This window comes from Paenibacillus xinjiangensis, from assembly GCF_059686975.1.
Map to the genome: position 1 here is coordinate 74,130 of NZ_JCAALS010000019.1, position 16,226 is coordinate 90,355.

The following is a 16,226-nucleotide window of genomic DNA, read 5'->3' on the forward strand; positions in this document are numbered from 1 at the left end:
CAGAGCCTGTTATCCATTAGTGGTATGGATAACAGGCTCTTTCACTTGTATGACCAATGTCTCATTAGATAAGGACAATCGCTCCCAGCGCCCTGTCCATCTCGTCTAATTGCTCTTCAGTTGCACTAAAGCCAGGGTAGGTTGCCAGTTCTCTAATTGATGCTGCTCCCATCGGTCCTGCCATGCCGGGTGTCATCGAAGCGGCAACAGGTACGAGCTGCACAAGAATATCTTTGGCTTCTTGTACGCCTAGAAGCTCGTCAATACTAGTCTTAGTACTGAAGATTTTCTTATATGGCTTGCTTGGTACGTAAGAGATTTCATAGCTGCCGCTGTCAAGCAGCAAGCTAACCGTTTCCCCTGTCTGTTTGGCTTCGATACCGCTGTCCTTTAACTGTACACCGTTTAGAATCACATTAGAGACAATGGCATCTGGCAATACAACTGTAGCAGTCGCATCAAATGGAATGATGAATTTAAATGCAAGCTGTCCTGTTTCCTCAATTGCCCATTCGCTTCGGTACATTCCTACAGCAGTATGAACACTTGCTTTGGCCCACTGAAGACGCATTTCAGGCTGCGGAGCTATAATGGCGTGTCGGAATCCCGGCTGATCTTCCACAGGATTTAGTCCTGCAACGTTGCGATACATCCACTCTACGATCGCCCCGTAAGCGTAATGGTTGAGCGAATTCATGCCGGTGCTGCTGATCGAACCATCCGGAAGAATGGAGTTCCATCGCTCCCATATCGTGGTAGCTCCTAGCTCAACTGCGTAGAGCCAGCTTGGATAATCGTTATTGAGCAGCAGCGTATACGCCAAATCATTGCTTCCCACAGCAGACAGCACTCGGTTCAAATAAGGAGTGCCTACAAATCCGGTCCGCAAGTGATTGTTGTCTGTACGCATTCGCATGCGCAAATCTTTTGCCATTCGATCCTGGAATTCATCAGGGACTAAGTTCATAAACAATGCGACGGCATACCCGGTTTGAGTATCGACTGCGAATCGTCCGGTAGTGGTGAAAAATTCATCTTTAACAGCAATGCGGATTTCACCAGCCAACTGTTCATACTGCTCAGCAAGCTCAATCTTCCCCAGTACCCTTGCAGCCTTTGCGACCAATTCAGTCGAATAGCAGTAATACGCACTAGCAATGAGATGAGTGTCTGTGCCGCCCATAGGCAAGTCTGGATTTGACCCGTCAAGCGCAAGCCAGTCTCCGAAGTGAAACCCTGATGTCCACAGTCGCTTCCCACCAGTTAACTCATCCGAATTTCTTATATATTCTACCCAGCTGCGCATGCTCTCGAATTGCTGCTCGAGAATGGCCTTGTCACCCGAATGCAAATAGACATTCCAAGGTATAATCGTCGCAGCATCTCCCCAAGCGCTGGAGCCGCCGCCAGGCACTACGCCGGCTGGTACAACCATCGGCACCATGCCATCCCGGTCCATCTGCTCCTGGTACAAATCATAGCCGAACTTGCTGAAGAATGCATAGGAATCCATATTAAAGCAAGCTGTACCTGAGAATACCTGGGCGTCACCAGTCCAGCCCATCCGTTCATCACGCTGAGGACAATCTGTCGGCGTATCAAGGAAATTGCCTTTTTGCCCCCAGAGCGCATTCAGGAACAATCGGTTGACTTGCGGGTTACTCGTCTCGAAATGACCTGTCTGCTCCATATCCGAATAGACAACACAGCCTATGAAATCCTTCGGATTGAGGTCACCATGCCATCCTTCTACCTTCACATATCGGAAGCCATAGAAGGTGAAGTATGGGCGAACCGTCGTTTCTTCGCCATTGGCTGTATACTCATATTCCGCTTTGGCAGTACGAAGATTATCCCTGTAGAAATTGCCATTTTGCAAGACCTCTCCATGCTGCAGTCTTATGACGGTTCCTGCTGGGGCATTTGTATGAAACTGCAGCCACCCGACCATATTCTGACCCATATCAATAACCGTTTCTCCCGCGGGGGTGGTCAGAATCTCCAACGGCTCAAGCCGTTCCTTCACAACGACTGGCAAGCTGAGTCTGGCCATTAACCGATCATAGCCCAAATCAACAGACTTCACGGCATACACATTTGGATCTGCAAAAGTAGCATCATATTTCTCGCCATCATAAATATTGCTTTCCAGAACCTTGCTCTTTCGTGCAGCCCAGTTTTCATCTGTTCTAATAATTTCAGTAGAACCGTCTTTATAAGTCACTACAATCTCGGCGATTAACGCAAACTCGTCGCCGTAAATATTCTCCACATGCCCCTCGAATCCGAAGCGTCCCTTATACCAGCCGTTCCCGAGGCTTACTTCAATTTTATTCTGTCCGGCTTGCAGCAGTGGTGTTACGTCATAAGTCTGATATTGCAGCCATTTATGATAAGCATTGTATAATGGAGTCAGGTATTCATCCCCACCCTTGACACCGTTAAGCTCAAACTCATACAACCCTAGTCCACAGACGTATGCCCGAGCGAATGCGATCTCACCTGTCAAGTTGAATGTGTGGAAAAGAACGGGATGGATCTGCTTGTCCAAATCTGGAGAGATCCACTGGGCTGACCAAGCTTCATCTAATTTGGCTGTTTCAAACCAGGCTGGCTCGCTCGTTGCCATCTCTCCGTTGTCTGCCCATACCGTAACACGCCAATAGTAACGGGTGCGAGGCTGCAGCTTCTCATTCCATTCATAGCATAAGCTGTCAATGTTCTCCGATTGGCCGCTGTCGAAGATGATTGTTGAGAATGCTTCATCCAAGGCAACTTGAATTTGTGCAGCTGTCTGCTTTTTGGCAGTTGTTTCAGTTACGACATAGGAAAAACGTGGTTTATCAAAAGTGAATCCTAATGGGTTGACGATACGGTTTGTTTTTAAATTTACGATTTTCATAACTCAAATCCTCTCCGCTTGTAGACTTCTATCTACTTCCATTGTACAGAAATAAGGTAGTTACCTGAATAACGCGATATTAAGGCAGCATAACGCTTTCTTACTTTGTAGCCTGCTGAATGAATGCAAAAATCCCGACACAGCTAACTGTTATCGGGATTGCTTCTTATTAATGTGAAGACTAGAGTGTCAAGCCACCATCGACCAGAATAATAGAACCTGTCATATAGCTCGAAGCATCCGAAGCGAGAAATGCCACGACTTCCGCTAACTCTTCAGGCTCGGCGTATCGTCCCATCCGCATGTTCGGGAACTCTTCCGGCACATAACCGCTTTCTTGAAGCTGCTGTGGCACACTTGCTGTAATACCGGTAGCCACGCCGCCCGGACAAATGGCATTCACTCTGATGCCTTTCTTCACATATTCGATCGCAGCTCCCTTTGTCAGTCCAACGACGCCATGCTTGCTTGCCGTATATGCTGAAATACTATGCTCCGCCCGTACGCCAGTTGTGGATGCCGTATTAATGATATTGCCGTAACCCTGCTTGTCCATTACTTTCAACGCATATTTCATGCCGAGAAAAACACCTTTGAGATTCACATTGATAATACGGTCGAAATGATCCTCGTCAATATCCTGAAGCAGCGAGAACTTCTGGATAATGCCAGCATTATTGAACAAGCAATCGAGCTTACCATATGCTTCAAGTGTCTTGTCAATATAACGCTGTACGTCAGCACTATTGGACACATCCGCCTGTACGAAGATCCCCTCTCCACCCTGTTCCTCGATCAAGCGAAGCGTTTCTTGACCGGCTTCTTCATTGAAGTCAACAACCGTAACCTTGGCACCGCCTGCAGCTAACTTAAGCGCACTAGCTCTCCCAATTCCTCCTGCAGCTCCGGTAACGATGATAACTTTTCCTTGATGCGTCAAAGCACCAGCGGCTGGAGCCTTTGGAGCGACTGACACCGGTTTGGCGGGAGTTTGTATGATTTCCAGAGATGCCAGCTCATCCTTCAAAGCGCCTAGTCTCTCCTTAGGCAAATTCACTTGCGGGATCGCAGCCAGTTGATCTAGTGTGTGCATAGATGCCATTTTAAACGTTGGTTCGCTTACAAACTCCGGAAGATGCTTGGCCAGAATCGCAGCTGCTTGTTCATTTGCGAGAAGCTCGCCGATTGTCCATTTTTCATTAAAAGCCATGTAAATTACCTCCTGGATGATAAATATGATAGCGGTGATAGTATTACTATCACTACGATATTGAATATATCATTATATTCATTTCAATACAACTCCATTAGATTTACATCATTGCCTGCTCAATTGACAGATGGCATTATGTTTGTTAGCATGTCTACACAATGAATCAAGCAGGATGGGGAATTAAAGTGTTGAACGCGAAGAGCAGATACGAGCAGGAACGCCTCAGCGTCAAATTAAGGCGTGAGGAAAGCATTATGGAAGCAGCAAAAAAGCTGTTTGTCAGAAAAGGTTTCGATAAGACAACGATGCAGGAGATTGCGGATGAAGTACCTCTTGGCATTGCTACCGTCTTTCGCTATTTTCCGAAAAAAGAGAAGTTAATCGTTGCGATAGCAAGCTCCATTATATCCTCACAGTCAGAAGCCTTCAGCTCTGTGATTGAAATGAACGGTTCTTGTATGGAGAAACTCGGATATCTATTTGACCTGTTTATTTCCTTTCATCAAGAGGAGCATCGTGAGAACATACAACTGATTGAAGCGTTTGAAAGCTGGGCTTCATTATCACATGAGCAGGTCGATATTCTTGATGAATATCATGCTATTTTTGAGAGTAACAAGCTTCTTTTTAGAGCACTTATCGAACAAGGAAATGAGGACGGGTCCATTCGCAAAGATATTTCTGTCGATGATACGTTAATAACGTTGATTAACGTATTCGGCAGTTTTACCAAAAAAATATCTATGTCCTATAATTTGGTCATATTCAATGAACATACTGGAACGGTTGGGCAGCTCCATGTTTTGAAGAATGTGTTCCTTGAGTATTTGAAGCCTGCTTCCAATGCTTGATGTGAATAGAATGGAAGAAGCTAATACGAATTCAAAGAAAGTGGCGATCTGGAGGGCATAATCCTTCCTATCGCCACTTTCTCTATTATTAGAATATAATAGGGATCTCTACTGCACCCCTGATGATAATTCCTGGACGCCACTCCAACTGTTCTGCATTCGTTCTCAGACGAAGTTCAGGCATCCGTGAGAACAATGTGCTGATGGCAATTTCCCCTTCCAGCCTCGCTAATGGAGCTCCTAGACAGTAATGGATACCTTTGCCGAATGCAAGATGTTGATTTGCTTGTCTTGTAATGTCTAATGTATCGGAATCTTGAAATTGCTCTGTATCTCGGTTAGCTGAAGCAAACGAGATAAGAACCATATCTCCTTCCAGAATAGACTTTCCTTGGAACTCAACATCCTCTGTCACCCATCGAATATTGCTAACTTCTGCAGGTCCGTTATAACGTAAAATCTCCTCAATCGCTGAATGAATGAGCTCGGGCTGCTTCAGCAGCTTTTCCTTTTGCTCAGGAAATTCTAGTAAAGCAAGCACCCCATTCCCGATTAAATTAACGGTTGTTTCATGTCCTGCAATAATCAATACAAATATGAGAGCATACATTTCTTGCTCAGAGAGTTTGTCACCTTGCTCTTCTGCTTTGATCAAATCACTAATCAAATCATTCTGAGGATTATGCCGTCTCTCCATAATTAATCCATGCAAATAGTTAATAAAAGCTTCAACAACCTTCGCACCATCCTTGGTATAAGAAGGATTATAAGCACCTTCCATTATCGTATTCGACCACTCTCGAAACTTATCCTGATCTTGGATCGGTACGCCGAGCATTTCACAAATGACGATAATGGGCAATGGAAATGCAAAATCATCTATTAGGTTCATTTCTTTTTTATCCTGCACCCTGTCTAGTAAAAGATTACTAATCTCTTCGATACGCCCTCGCAACCCTTCGATCATCCGCGGTGTGAATGCCTTCTGGACAAGATTGCGAAGACGTCGATGATCAGCATGGCCTACACTAAGCAGATTTTTTGAAAGGATGTTATTGTTTTCATTACCATCTGGATCTTCTTTTTGCATCCAAGGAGGTTTTGTAACAAACCGAGGGTCTTTCAGGATGGAAAGTGCATCTTCATATCGAGTAATAATCCACGCATACTCGCCATTTGGCATCATAAAACGATATACTGGCTCTTCTCTGCGAATCTCACTATAGACAGGAAATGGGTTTCGAACAAACTTCTGATCGAAAAAATCAACCATTGGCTTCTGGTCATTTTTCTCCTGATTCATCGTTTGTATTCCTTCTCTCTTGAATAGTTTTTTTGTTACATGCATATCAGAGAACTATAAGCTATTAAGTTAATTCCCTCCTCCTGATTGTGATTAATAGATTAAGTTTAACGAACAAATTAACCTCCTTATATAGCGAAATATAAAGCTGATATAACTCTTTTTTATCTATGCTTGCTTGCAGATGAATGTTCGTGTCATGATGTTTTTAACAGGGACTTAAGGACTCCTCCAGTTAAATTGTATTTTTGTTGGGAGTGGAGAAATAGCGATGAGATCAATCCCATTACTCGAAGGTCACCATATTTTTACGTCTTATGCTGCCATTGCTATGACGTTAAGCAGAGAAACGCCATTTTTAATTCAGCATCAGCACGACTTTATTGAGATCGCTTATGTAGCAGAGGGTGAAGGAATTCACTTCATTCATGGTGAAAAATTCCTTGTCACTCAAGGCGACTTATTCATCATACCTCCCGGCGTTCCACACGTGTTTCAACCCTTAGATTTATCAGGTCAACATCCGCTTAAAGTGTGGAATTGCATGTATCAGCACGAAATTGTGCAATATCTTCCCGAATTTCAAGAAAGAAAGCTTATAAAGGACTTTTTATTAGGACAAAATTGGGTTCGAAACATGGGGAGCTGGTATTCATTTCGCAAGATGACAGCCCAAGTGAAACCGGTCCTGCAATCCATGTTCTGTGAATTACAACGGAATGGACACAAAGCTACACCAAACCTTGGAACTGCGTTACATAGCCTACTATCACATTTATCTTCACTTACCCACAAAACGAATGACATGCAAGTACTTACCGAATATCAATACCCGATCCATACAGCCTTGCAATTCATGGCATCCAATTTCAGTACGCCCCTTTCCTTAAGCATGCTCAGCCACCAAGTAGCTTTAAGTGTTCGACATTTTCAACGTCTCTTTAAGTCATTGACGGGTGTGTCCTTTATTAAGATGCTTCAGGATATCCGAATACTGAACAGTTTATGGTTACTTCAGAACACGGGTAAAAGCATACAGTCAATTGCACAGGAGGTCGGCATCATTGACATGAAACACTTTTATGGTCTATTCGAAGAACGGTTCAACATAACACCTGCTGAATTAAGGAAACAATCCTTTGAATGGATTTCTACTCCAATTTTCAATCAATTATCTGTTTGGCAGAAATGACTATAGATGCATTGCTATCATTCGTTTACGGTTACTATGAGAGTGCCAACAAATGAAAGCGAGGCGATATTATGTTTACACATCATAAACAATCGTTAGACAAGCTAATTGAAGTGCTGCAATCCGAACCATACCTCTATGCTGTAATTACAAGCGGTTCTATTGCTCATGGCACTGCCAGAGCAGCATCGGACATCGACGTTTATTTACTTGTTACTGATGATGAATTTGACAAGAGAAAGCAAACCAATTCGTTGTCTTACAGCAACCATGATGTTTGCAATTATGAGGGTGGCTACATAGACGGTAAAATTATCAATATGCGGTTTCTTGAGCTTGCGGCCGAGAGAGGAAGCGAACCGACACGAGCATCCTTCCTCGGTTCCGAAGCTATCTACTTCACAATCCCCAATTTAAAAGAATTACTCGCCAGAATTCCGATATATCCCGAGCAGAATCGAATCAATAATATTAGAGATTTTCAAGCACAGGTCATGCTTTACGGTTATTATTTTGCCGGAGAGGGTGTCAAAAAGAATAATCCTTACTTGCTATCGCATGCCGTCAACAATCTGGTCTTGTTCGGAAGTCGAATCATCTTAGCTCACAATCGTCTATTGTTTCCTTGTCATAAGGACATGATGGCTGCTGTGGAAAAATCACCAGAGAAGCCTGATAGCTTCATTGAACTTGCAAACAAACTTTTGAGCAATCCAAATTATGAGCAAAGCATGGAATTAGCCCAAGTCATATTAGGATTCAGAGAATTGGAATTATCGTTCGAGCAGGCAGTGAGCCTGTTTGTTCAAAATAATGAATGGAACTGGTTGAATCAGTCTCCTCCAGTTCCAGACAGATAATTGCAAACTCCGATTAAAATTTAGTAAGCAGAAAAAGAAGGCCAGGAATATTCTCCTGACCTTCTTGGAATTTCGTAATGAATCGGTCTTTCAAATTAGTATTTGCAATTAGGTTAAATCGCTTTTTCCTTGTATGGTGGTATTTCAGAAGTAGAGCTATTTTTCTTAGGCGCAGTCAATTGACTCATAACTGCTTCACCTTCCACATCGATATTAGGCAAAATGCGATCCATCCACTTAGGCAAATACCAAGCAGATTTACCAAGAAGCATCATAATCGCTGGAACGATGGCCATTCTGACCACAAACGCGTCAAACAGAACACCGAAGGCCAGTGCAAGTCCCATTGATTTAATAATCGGATCCTCTGCAAAAATAAATCCGGCAAATACAGCAATCATGATTAGTCCTGCGGCTGTTACGACTGCCCCACTGTTGCGTATGCCGGACATAACCGCTTTACGTGAATCACCAGTGTGTGTATACTCCTCTCGCATACGACTAACCAAGAACACTTCGTAATCCATAGCCAGTCCGAACAAAATGCCAACCACGATAACCGGAAGGAAATTAAGGATTGGTCCTGCTTCCGGTATTCCGAATAAGCCCATCATATTCCCATCCTGTAGTACAAAAACTACGAAGCCAAGTGTAGCTGCTAGCGATAATAAGAATCCAAGAACCGCTTTTATAGGAACTAGAATCGATCTGAATACCATGGTCAATAGTACTAAAGCTAGAAGAACAATAACCAGTGCAAATTTTGGAAGCGCCTGACTTAGCTTGTCTGATATGTCAATATTGACTGCTGCTCCTCCTGTAACCAGTAGCTTAACCTGATCTTGTTTCTCCGTACTAAGTGATAGCTCCCGTATATGCTGTACCAGATCCCCAGTTTCGGAATCATGCGGCCCACTCTGAGGTGTAACAGTCAGCATCACTGCGTTCCCCGAGGGACTAGGATAAGCCGGTGTAACACTAGCGACATTCTCCAATGAACTTAATCCTTCCGTTGCCTTGGCAATTGCTGCTTGTGAATCACTTGCTCCTTCAGCCAGTGCAACGATAATCAATGGAGAATGATAACCAGGACCATAAGCCTCCGAGAGCAGATCAAAAGCGCGGCGCTCTGTCGTTTCCTCGGATTTCATACCATTATCAGGAAGTCCAAGCTGCATATGAAAATACGGAATGCTGATAATGGCCAGAATGACGATACCTGCGATAGCAACAAAAGCTGGACGACTCGCAATCAGCTTGCTCCAAGCTTCCAATACAGAGGTCTTCGAATTCTTTCTTTTGAGTTTTTTCAAGAGAGCATTTTGACGTGCTGGGCCGATACGGTGACCTGCAATTGAAAGTACTGCTGGTACGAATATAATCGCAATAAGAATGGATACGAACACACACACAGAAGCTGCTAATCCCATCATAGCCAGGAAAGGTATTTGTACAATCGATAAACCCAATAGGGCAATGACGACGGTTAAGCCAGCGAATACGACAGAACTACCGGCTGTTGCATTCGCAATTGCGACTGAATCCTCAACATCATATCCCTCTGCGAGCTGCTGTCGGAATCGCGCTAATATAAACAATGCATAATCGATTCCAACTGCAAGCCCAAGCATCACTGCCAAAGTAATGGAGACCGATGACATATCCACGATATTTGATCCGATCAATATACACATGATTCCAATACCGAGTCCAATTATGGCTGTAAGAATCGGTATTCCTGCCGCTAGGAAGGATGTTAATGTCAATGCTAGCACAACAAAAGCTACGATGACACCAACAGCCTCCATTGCACTCATGATCTCTAATTCAGAAAATGCGACATCTCCACCTAGTTCTGTCTGGATGCCTTCTTGCCGAGTATCTTCAATAATATTCAGTACATGCTCCTTGGAAACCTCGCTCACTTCACTCGCGGGTACCTTATAAACGATAGAAGCGTAGCCTATTTGACTTGTTTCGTTCAGCGATCCATTGTCAAATGGACTTATAACCTCAGCAACGGCAGAATCTTCAGCCGCTTTATTCAGTACATTGCCAATCTGATTAGCTACAATATCTGATTGTAGTGTTTCACCTTCAGGTGCTTTGAAGATTAGCATGACCTGTCCACCGCTTTGTTCTGCTACGGCGAACTCTTTGGTTAATACTTGCCCCGCTTCCTCCGATTTCGTACCAGGAATGGACAAATCACCTGTGAAAGATATTCCCATACTCAATGCAGCTGCAGCTGTAAGTAACAAAACGAGTATTCCACCAATAATCACTTTTATTCGGGAACGATAAGCCCAACGCCCCAATAAATACAAATACTTAGCCATATTTCTCCAACCTCCGTAAATAAGAATAAACACAAATCGTGTTGCTTATTTCATTGTAGCTAAGATTTCCTTTGAATAAATCGTCCATATGGACATGTGTTTGATGTACTTTAGGGCATCATGGCCTTACTGACTTTCAACACAAAAAAAGCGCACAGAGCCTCCTGTGCACTTTCATTATTTGATTATAGCTGTAGTATTCCTTTCTCAATAGCTATCGCAACGGCTTGGGATCTTGAGTCAACACCTAACTTATTGAAAATGTTGGTGATATGAGCTTTTACCGTCCGTTCTGACATTCCAAGTTTATAGGCAATTTCCTTGTTGCGAAAGCCTTTAGAAATAGATTCAAGAATCTGTACTTCCTTATCTGTGATTTGGGTTGCTGCTTTAATTTCAGATGACGCATTACGCGCTCTAAAGATTCTCGTTACTACATCAGGTTGAAGCAAGGTTTCACCTCTAATGGCCGAATCAATGGTTCGAATTAGGTTATCCCTAGTTGTATCCTTAAGCAGGTAACCCTTAGCCCCCTTCTCCAAGCCATTAAGCATAAGCTTGTCTTCATTGTACGTTGTCAGAATAATTACAGGTATATCTATACCCTGTATCTTCATACGGTCCAGTGTTTCTAGGCCACTCATGACGGGCATATTCAGATCCATTAAGACAACATCTGGACTTAGCTCTTCCATCATACGTATCGCAATCGATCCATCTTCAGCCTCACCTATAACTTGAAATCTGTCGTCTGTTTCAAGAATCAGCTTGAGACCTTCCCTAACCAGCCAATGATCATCAACGATCAGCACTTTATATTTCATCATTACTCCCCTTTGGATATCTGCTTCTGTATGCGAATCAAAGTGCCTTCTTCTGCTCGGCTCACTATCTCTACGTTGCCGCCAATCAAACGAACGCGTTCACGGATGCCAATTAGCCCATAGTGTCCAGGTATTTTGCCTATTTCATCTGTGTCAAAACCTTTTCCATCATCTTTTATTTCTAAGACTAGGGCGTGATGCTTATCAGCAATGGTAACCCAAACATGCTGAGCTCGTGCATGCTTGGCAATATTCGTCAAGCACTCACTTATAATATGATGACTATGCTCTATCACAATTTTGGACCACATTAATCGAATTTGCATAGTCAGTGCAACACTAATCCCTGTAGCATGTATGAAGTGTTCTACTTCCTCTTGAATAATCTCTTCAAATTTTATTTCTGACGATGCTTCTGAACGTAGATCATCTATCGCTTCACGTGCATCAGCAAGTGTCTTACGCGCTTGCCGCATGGATTGCTCAACAATTTCATAGGCTCTGCTTGTATTTCCATTCAACAGATGAGAACCAACCGCTTCAAGCTGCATAATTAATCCAGCGACCCCTTGTGCAAGGGTATCATGCAGATCTCGTGCCAGACGTTGTCTTTCATTAGCAAGTGTCAGTTCCTCGACTTTCATATGAGCGATTTCTAGATCACGCAGAAATGTTTGTGTACGAACACGTTCACGAACTTGTTGATAGAATAATACGGCATAAGCAACAACAACAATCATTATCAAAAGGAGCAGTGGAATAAATAAAGCAAGTCGCTCCACTTCTCTTACACTTACGATTGCTAAGCAAAATAAAGCATAAAATAATAAAAAGAGATATAATATTTTAACTTTGCGATAATAAATACTAACACTCTGTGCAATTAAAACCGGAAACAATCCGAGTAAAGCTGCTGGAAAACCTGCTGGCATTAGTAGAGCTGAAACAAAAATTAACAGACCTTGTATAACAAAGTATACCCATGGCCGGTTCTCAACGAGAGTATGCGTCTTCCAATGTAGAAGTGCATGAAGTGAGATTACAGCTGTAAATAGTAAACTTTGTAACAAACGAGGATCTACCGTATTCTGCAAAATAATTGTAGCTGCATAAACAAGCACCACCCATAATAGAATGGGAACCCTTGAAATGCTTAACTCATTCCCCCTGTTTCTCTCCATATTCCCACCCCTTTATCTAGCATTATATACGTAAATCAACAAATTAAAGTCTTCGTTACTACATGCCCTTTCGTCCTTAGAACGATAGTGTACCCATTTTTATTCTTTCAGAAAAAACACTTCTTCCACTGTCACATGAATTTCTGTGACCAATAGCCCAGTCAAATGCTCTATCTCCTTCGCCACATTTTGTTGCAATGCACTACAAACCTCATGAATTTTACATCCATAGCTAACGTTAATGCGTAAGTCAATCACTACCTCTTGTTGATTCGTATTTACCATAATGCCGTTTTGTGGATGATTACCACGGATCCTCTTTAAACAATTGAACCTGTATTCTGTACAACTTTATGTGCGATTTTAGCAATAACCTGATCTGAAATATTAATTATTCCTTCATGTACTCCTTCCAAAACACATGCTCCTCTCACACTCAAGATGATCTCCTAGCTTATATGCTTATCATAAAGGAAGTCACATAAAAAAAAATGTACAAAAGGCCATAAGCATATGTACTATCGGGCATTTTATCTATTTTGATAGAGTTTCATATATAAAATGCAATTCGCACCAAGTTACGACGCGTTGGTTTTGAGTAATAACCGACTCATTCTGCATAAAAAATCCCTTCCGGGCGATACGTTGCTTATATAAAGATAAGCTGCGAAAAGTGATATAAATCATTTTTCCACACCGGCCAGTCGTGACCACCATGTCAAAATAAAAAGTTGTCGGACGACAAAGTAGTTTTGTATAGAAGTTCTTTTCTTGCGCAAACGATAAGAGCCTCTATACAATAAATAAAAAGCCGTATAAAGAAAATCACAGATGGAGAAATCAAACTAGACCTCAGTGTCGACAAGGATGCCATCGCTTTTCTGGCGATTCGGGATGTTTGTTGAGATGTTATTTAGGGGTATAGAAAGGGCCAAAAAAAGAATGATGCGGCTTGGTTGATCTTTTGGCGAGGTGTCTGTTAGATGTCCAACTTGAGTCCACAGATGGAATAGAGTTGAGCACTTTCATGATTCGTACAATTTGATAAAAAAAGAGGAGCTTTTAGCTCCTCAGGCTGTAGAGAACCCCCCTGTAGTACCGGCATGCTGGGTATTTACTAAAAGGCTTGCCAGTGGATCTCGCCTTGTCGGGAAAGTTACAACGTTCTTGTCACTCATCGGGAATGTTATCAAGTTCTTGTCACCCGACAGTTGATCATTTGATCAACCGTTTTGTTTGTAAACAGGCCCAGAACATGATCCTATCCTATTATTCTAAAAAAAGTAGACATTATGCTATGTGTTCCTCGCATAATGTCTAGCTTCTGGCAAAACAATCAAGTATTCATGGTTTTAACTGTTAAGTGTATACGCCGAAGTCACTTTAACGTTTCTTTCAATGGTGTTTCTCACAGGTGATATTTCTATGGCTTTTGCAATCAACTTTTCAACCTGTGCTTCATCTGCTTCACTGTCCACATTGAAACGAACGTTTATTTCATCAAAGCCAGGATTCCCTTCTTTTAAGCCAAAGAAAACGTTCAGATCTATTTCGCCAGTAACATCAACGTCCAACGAATGTATTTTAATCCCCATACCACTAGCTGTGGCAATGAATCCAACACCTACACATGCGCCAAGTGCACTTAACAAAAGCTCAACGGGATTAGGCCCTTTTCCAGTTCCGGAAAGCCATTCTGGTTCATCAATGGGTACCGGCTTATAGTCCCCAACCTCGGCCTCCGAGTAAAACCCATCTTTCCATTTTACTGTAGAAGCAAAACCTGAAATCGCCTCCTCAGGGTGTTTCTTAAAATTTTCTGCCAAGCTTCCGAGCATATTCACATCTACACCATTCATTTTACTCATGTTTAGGCTCCTCTATTTTATATTAATTGAATCCTCACTTGTCCTTTATGACTTTTTAGGCGGGATCGCACACCCTTCATCAGTACATAATCCTTCACTAGAGGTTTCATCAGAAAGAATTTCAAACTTAGTTACCGGATGCTCCTCTTCCCAAACTTTCTCCAACACTTGAGAAAAAGATTCTGACGGCTGTGCCCCTGAAACTGCATATTTTTGATTGAATATAAAGAACGGTACCCCGCTAATTCCAACTCGACGAGCATCATCTTGATCTTTTCGGACTTGATCTGCATAGAGATCCTTCGTTCTCAATACTCCAAGGGCATCTTCTCTATTTAATCCAACCGCTTCTGCAATATCGGCCAGAGTATCATAATCTCCTACATCTCTTGATTCAGTGAAATGTGCGACAAGTAATTTTTCATTTAGCGTTGTTTCTTTACCTTTCGTTTTCGCCCATTTCAATAAACGATGGGCATCCAGTGTATTGGTAGGTTTAAGACTATCTAATTGAAAGGATAATCCCACATTTTTGGCTTGTTGAGTTAAGTGACTCAGGAATTCTTTCGCTTGTTTTCTTCCACCAAACTTGTGGGTTAATTTTTCTACAAAACTTGTCCCATCATATGAAGAAGCTCCCGGATCAAGCTCAAAGCTCTTGTATTCAATATTTATTTTATCTTTATACGGTATTCCTTCTAAAGCTTTCTCCAGATTTTGTTTACCTATATAGCAGAATGGACATGCAATGTCAGACCAGATTTCAATGTTCATGTTTCTACCCCTTTTCAGTTTAGTTATTCGTCAAATGCAACCAGTGCATTTACACCATGAGCAAGAGCGGAACCAGCTTTTAAAGCAGTAGCTACCATAATTGATTCAGCAAGCTCTTCTTTAGTCGCCGCGGCTTTTTTGGCTGCTTTTGTATGAATATCAATGCAATACGGACACCCCGTGGTATGGGCAACCGCAACCGCAATCAATTCTTTTTCCTTGGCACTAAGTATTCCAGCTTTCAATGCTTGCTGATCAAAAGAAGCAAAGGATTTAAACGAATCACTTAATTGGGTAAACTCCCGCAGTCGATTAATATAAGATGCGCGGTATAACTCGTCGTCATCGGTACCATCATACGCATTTAAAGCATTAACGCCATGAGCCATCGCCGAACCGGCTTTGAGCGCAGTGGCAACCATTATAGCTTCTGCCATTTCTTCTTTTGAAACACCATGTTTCTTAGCTTGTTTTACATGAACCTCAATGCAATAAGGGCATCCCGTGGTGTGGGCTATAGCAATTGCAATGAGTTCCTTGTATTTTGCCGTCAGTTTACCTTCAGCCAATGCTAGATTTTCAAAGGCTATAAATGCCTTGAATATCTCTGGAGAAACCAAGTTAAATTCTCCAATACGCTTAAAATTTGATTTTTTAAATAAACTGTCTTGATGACTCATAGAAAGCCCCTCTATTCATTAGAAATTTTTTGTATACTCTGAGTTTATATTAAAAATAGTTATTTTCAATTGATTTATTGAATAATAGAATGCGCTTGTGTTCAAGTCAAGTACTTTATGCGAAGTGGGAATATATTCAGCCTTCCAACATATGCATGCGAACTGACTATTTTCCGAATTTTTGAATATTTTAGCTTTCCCCTTCACAATAAAAAAGCATCCTTAGAATACAGTTTGTT

General features: G+C 42.2%; 13 protein-coding genes. 3 read left to right on the plus strand and 10 right to left on the minus strand.

Annotated features, from left to right (window positions below):
• Window positions 1-64 precede the first annotated feature (64 nt).
• The gene (locus tag AC6ESP_RS18940) at window positions 65-2,902 is read right to left on the minus strand and encodes an alpha-L-rhamnosidase (protein WP_497098297.1); all 2,838 of its coding nucleotides are present in this window, start codon (window positions 2,900-2,902) and stop codon (window positions 65-67) included.
• A gap of 181 nt (window positions 2,903-3,083) precedes the next feature.
• Window positions 3,084-3,842, minus strand: a complete 759-nt coding sequence (locus tag AC6ESP_RS18945; protein WP_497098358.1) for an SDR family NAD(P)-dependent oxidoreductase — start codon at window positions 3,840-3,842, stop codon at window positions 3,084-3,086.
• Between the two features lie 431 nt (window positions 3,843-4,273).
• Here AC6ESP_RS18945 and AC6ESP_RS18950 point away from each other — a divergent pair, with 431 nt between their 5' ends.
• Window positions 4,274-4,966: a TetR/AcrR family transcriptional regulator gene (locus AC6ESP_RS18950; protein ID WP_497098298.1), complete on the plus strand. Its 693-nt coding sequence runs from the start codon at window positions 4,274-4,276 to the stop codon at window positions 4,964-4,966.
• 88 nt (window positions 4,967-5,054) lie between these two features.
• Here AC6ESP_RS18950 and AC6ESP_RS18955 read toward each other — a convergent pair whose 3' ends face one another.
• A complete protein-coding gene (locus AC6ESP_RS18955; protein WP_497098299.1) occupies window positions 5,055-6,269 on the minus strand; it encodes a cytochrome P450 family protein in 1,215 nt (404 codons plus the stop codon).
• 271 nt (window positions 6,270-6,540) lie between these two features.
• Between AC6ESP_RS18955 and AC6ESP_RS18960 the strand changes: the two genes are divergently transcribed.
• Together AC6ESP_RS18960 and AC6ESP_RS18965 are read left to right on the plus strand one after the other, a co-directional pair.
• Window positions 6,541-7,461, plus strand: coding sequence for a helix-turn-helix domain-containing protein (locus tag AC6ESP_RS18960; protein ID WP_497098300.1), 921 nt, complete (start codon window positions 6,541-6,543; stop codon window positions 7,459-7,461).
• A gap of 71 nt (window positions 7,462-7,532) precedes the next feature.
• Complete coding sequence (locus AC6ESP_RS18965) at window positions 7,533-8,321, plus strand: nucleotidyltransferase domain-containing protein (protein ID WP_497098301.1); 789 nt, start codon at window positions 7,533-7,535, stop codon at window positions 8,319-8,321.
• A 113-nt stretch (window positions 8,322-8,434) separates the two neighbouring features.
• On the opposite strand, the gene AC6ESP_RS18970 is transcribed toward AC6ESP_RS18965, so the two are convergent.
• The 7 genes from AC6ESP_RS18970 to AC6ESP_RS19000 form a co-directional block, all read right to left on the minus strand.
• Window positions 8,435-10,660, minus strand: a complete 2,226-nt coding sequence (locus tag AC6ESP_RS18970) for an MMPL family transporter (protein WP_497098302.1) — start codon at window positions 10,658-10,660, stop codon at window positions 8,435-8,437.
• A gap of 185 nt (window positions 10,661-10,845) precedes the next feature.
• Window positions 10,846-11,484, minus strand: coding sequence for a response regulator (locus AC6ESP_RS18975; protein ID WP_497098303.1), 639 nt, complete (start codon window positions 11,482-11,484; stop codon window positions 10,846-10,848).
• Between the two features lie 2 nt (window positions 11,485-11,486).
• The gene (locus AC6ESP_RS18980) at window positions 11,487-12,665 is read right to left on the minus strand and encodes a sensor histidine kinase (RefSeq protein ID WP_497098304.1); all 1,179 of its coding nucleotides are present in this window, start codon (window positions 12,663-12,665) and stop codon (window positions 11,487-11,489) included.
• Between the two features lie 99 nt (window positions 12,666-12,764).
• A complete protein-coding gene (locus AC6ESP_RS18985) occupies window positions 12,765-12,980 on the minus strand; it encodes an Asp23/Gls24 family envelope stress response protein (RefSeq protein WP_497098359.1) in 216 nt (71 codons plus the stop codon).
• Between the two features lie 1,037 nt (window positions 12,981-14,017).
• Complete coding sequence (locus AC6ESP_RS18990; RefSeq protein WP_497098305.1) at window positions 14,018-14,533, minus strand: OsmC family protein; 516 nt, start codon at window positions 14,531-14,533, stop codon at window positions 14,018-14,020.
• Window positions 14,534-14,578: 45 nt separating this feature from the next.
• On the minus strand, window positions 14,579-15,307 hold the full coding sequence (locus tag AC6ESP_RS18995; RefSeq protein WP_497098306.1) for a DsbA family oxidoreductase: 729 nt from the start codon (window positions 15,305-15,307) through the stop codon (window positions 14,579-14,581).
• A gap of 23 nt (window positions 15,308-15,330) precedes the next feature.
• A complete protein-coding gene (locus AC6ESP_RS19000; RefSeq protein ID WP_497098307.1) occupies window positions 15,331-15,987 on the minus strand; it encodes a carboxymuconolactone decarboxylase family protein in 657 nt (218 codons plus the stop codon).
• Window positions 15,988-16,226 lie beyond the last annotated feature (239 nt).

What these genes read in the sequence shown, in the direction of transcription:
- AC6ESP_RS18980 (WP_497098304.1), bottom strand. Translation starts at nt 12,665, where the DNA reads ATGGAGAGAAACAGGGGGAATGAGTTAAGCATTTCAAGGGTTCCCATT.
- AC6ESP_RS18955 (WP_497098299.1), bottom strand. Translation starts at nt 6,269, where the DNA reads ATGAATCAGGAGAAAAATGACCAGAAGCCAATGGTTGATTTTTTCGAT.
- AC6ESP_RS18970 (WP_497098302.1), bottom strand. Translation starts at nt 10,660, where the DNA reads ATGGCTAAGTATTTGTATTTATTGGGGCGTTGGGCTTATCGTTCCCGA.
- AC6ESP_RS18965 (WP_497098301.1), top strand. Translation starts at nt 7,533, where the DNA reads ATGTTTACACATCATAAACAATCGTTAGACAAGCTAATTGAAGTGCTG.
- AC6ESP_RS18995 (WP_497098306.1), bottom strand. Translation starts at nt 15,307, where the DNA reads ATGAACATTGAAATCTGGTCTGACATTGCATGTCCATTCTGCTATATA.
- AC6ESP_RS18960 (WP_497098300.1), top strand. Translation starts at nt 6,541, where the DNA reads ATGAGATCAATCCCATTACTCGAAGGTCACCATATTTTTACGTCTTAT.
- AC6ESP_RS19000 (WP_497098307.1), bottom strand. Translation starts at nt 15,987, where the DNA reads ATGAGTCATCAAGACAGTTTATTTAAAAAATCAAATTTTAAGCGTATT.
- AC6ESP_RS18950 (WP_497098298.1), top strand. Translation starts at nt 4,274, where the DNA reads ATGAATCAAGCAGGATGGGGAATTAAAGTGTTGAACGCGAAGAGCAGA.
- AC6ESP_RS18975 (WP_497098303.1), bottom strand. Translation starts at nt 11,484, where the DNA reads ATGAAATATAAAGTGCTGATCGTTGATGATCATTGGCTGGTTAGGGAA.
- AC6ESP_RS18990 (WP_497098305.1), bottom strand. Translation starts at nt 14,533, where the DNA reads ATGAGTAAAATGAATGGTGTAGATGTGAATATGCTCGGAAGCTTGGCA.
- AC6ESP_RS18940 (WP_497098297.1), bottom strand. Translation starts at nt 2,902, where the DNA reads ATGAAAATCGTAAATTTAAAAACAAACCGTATCGTCAACCCATTAGGA.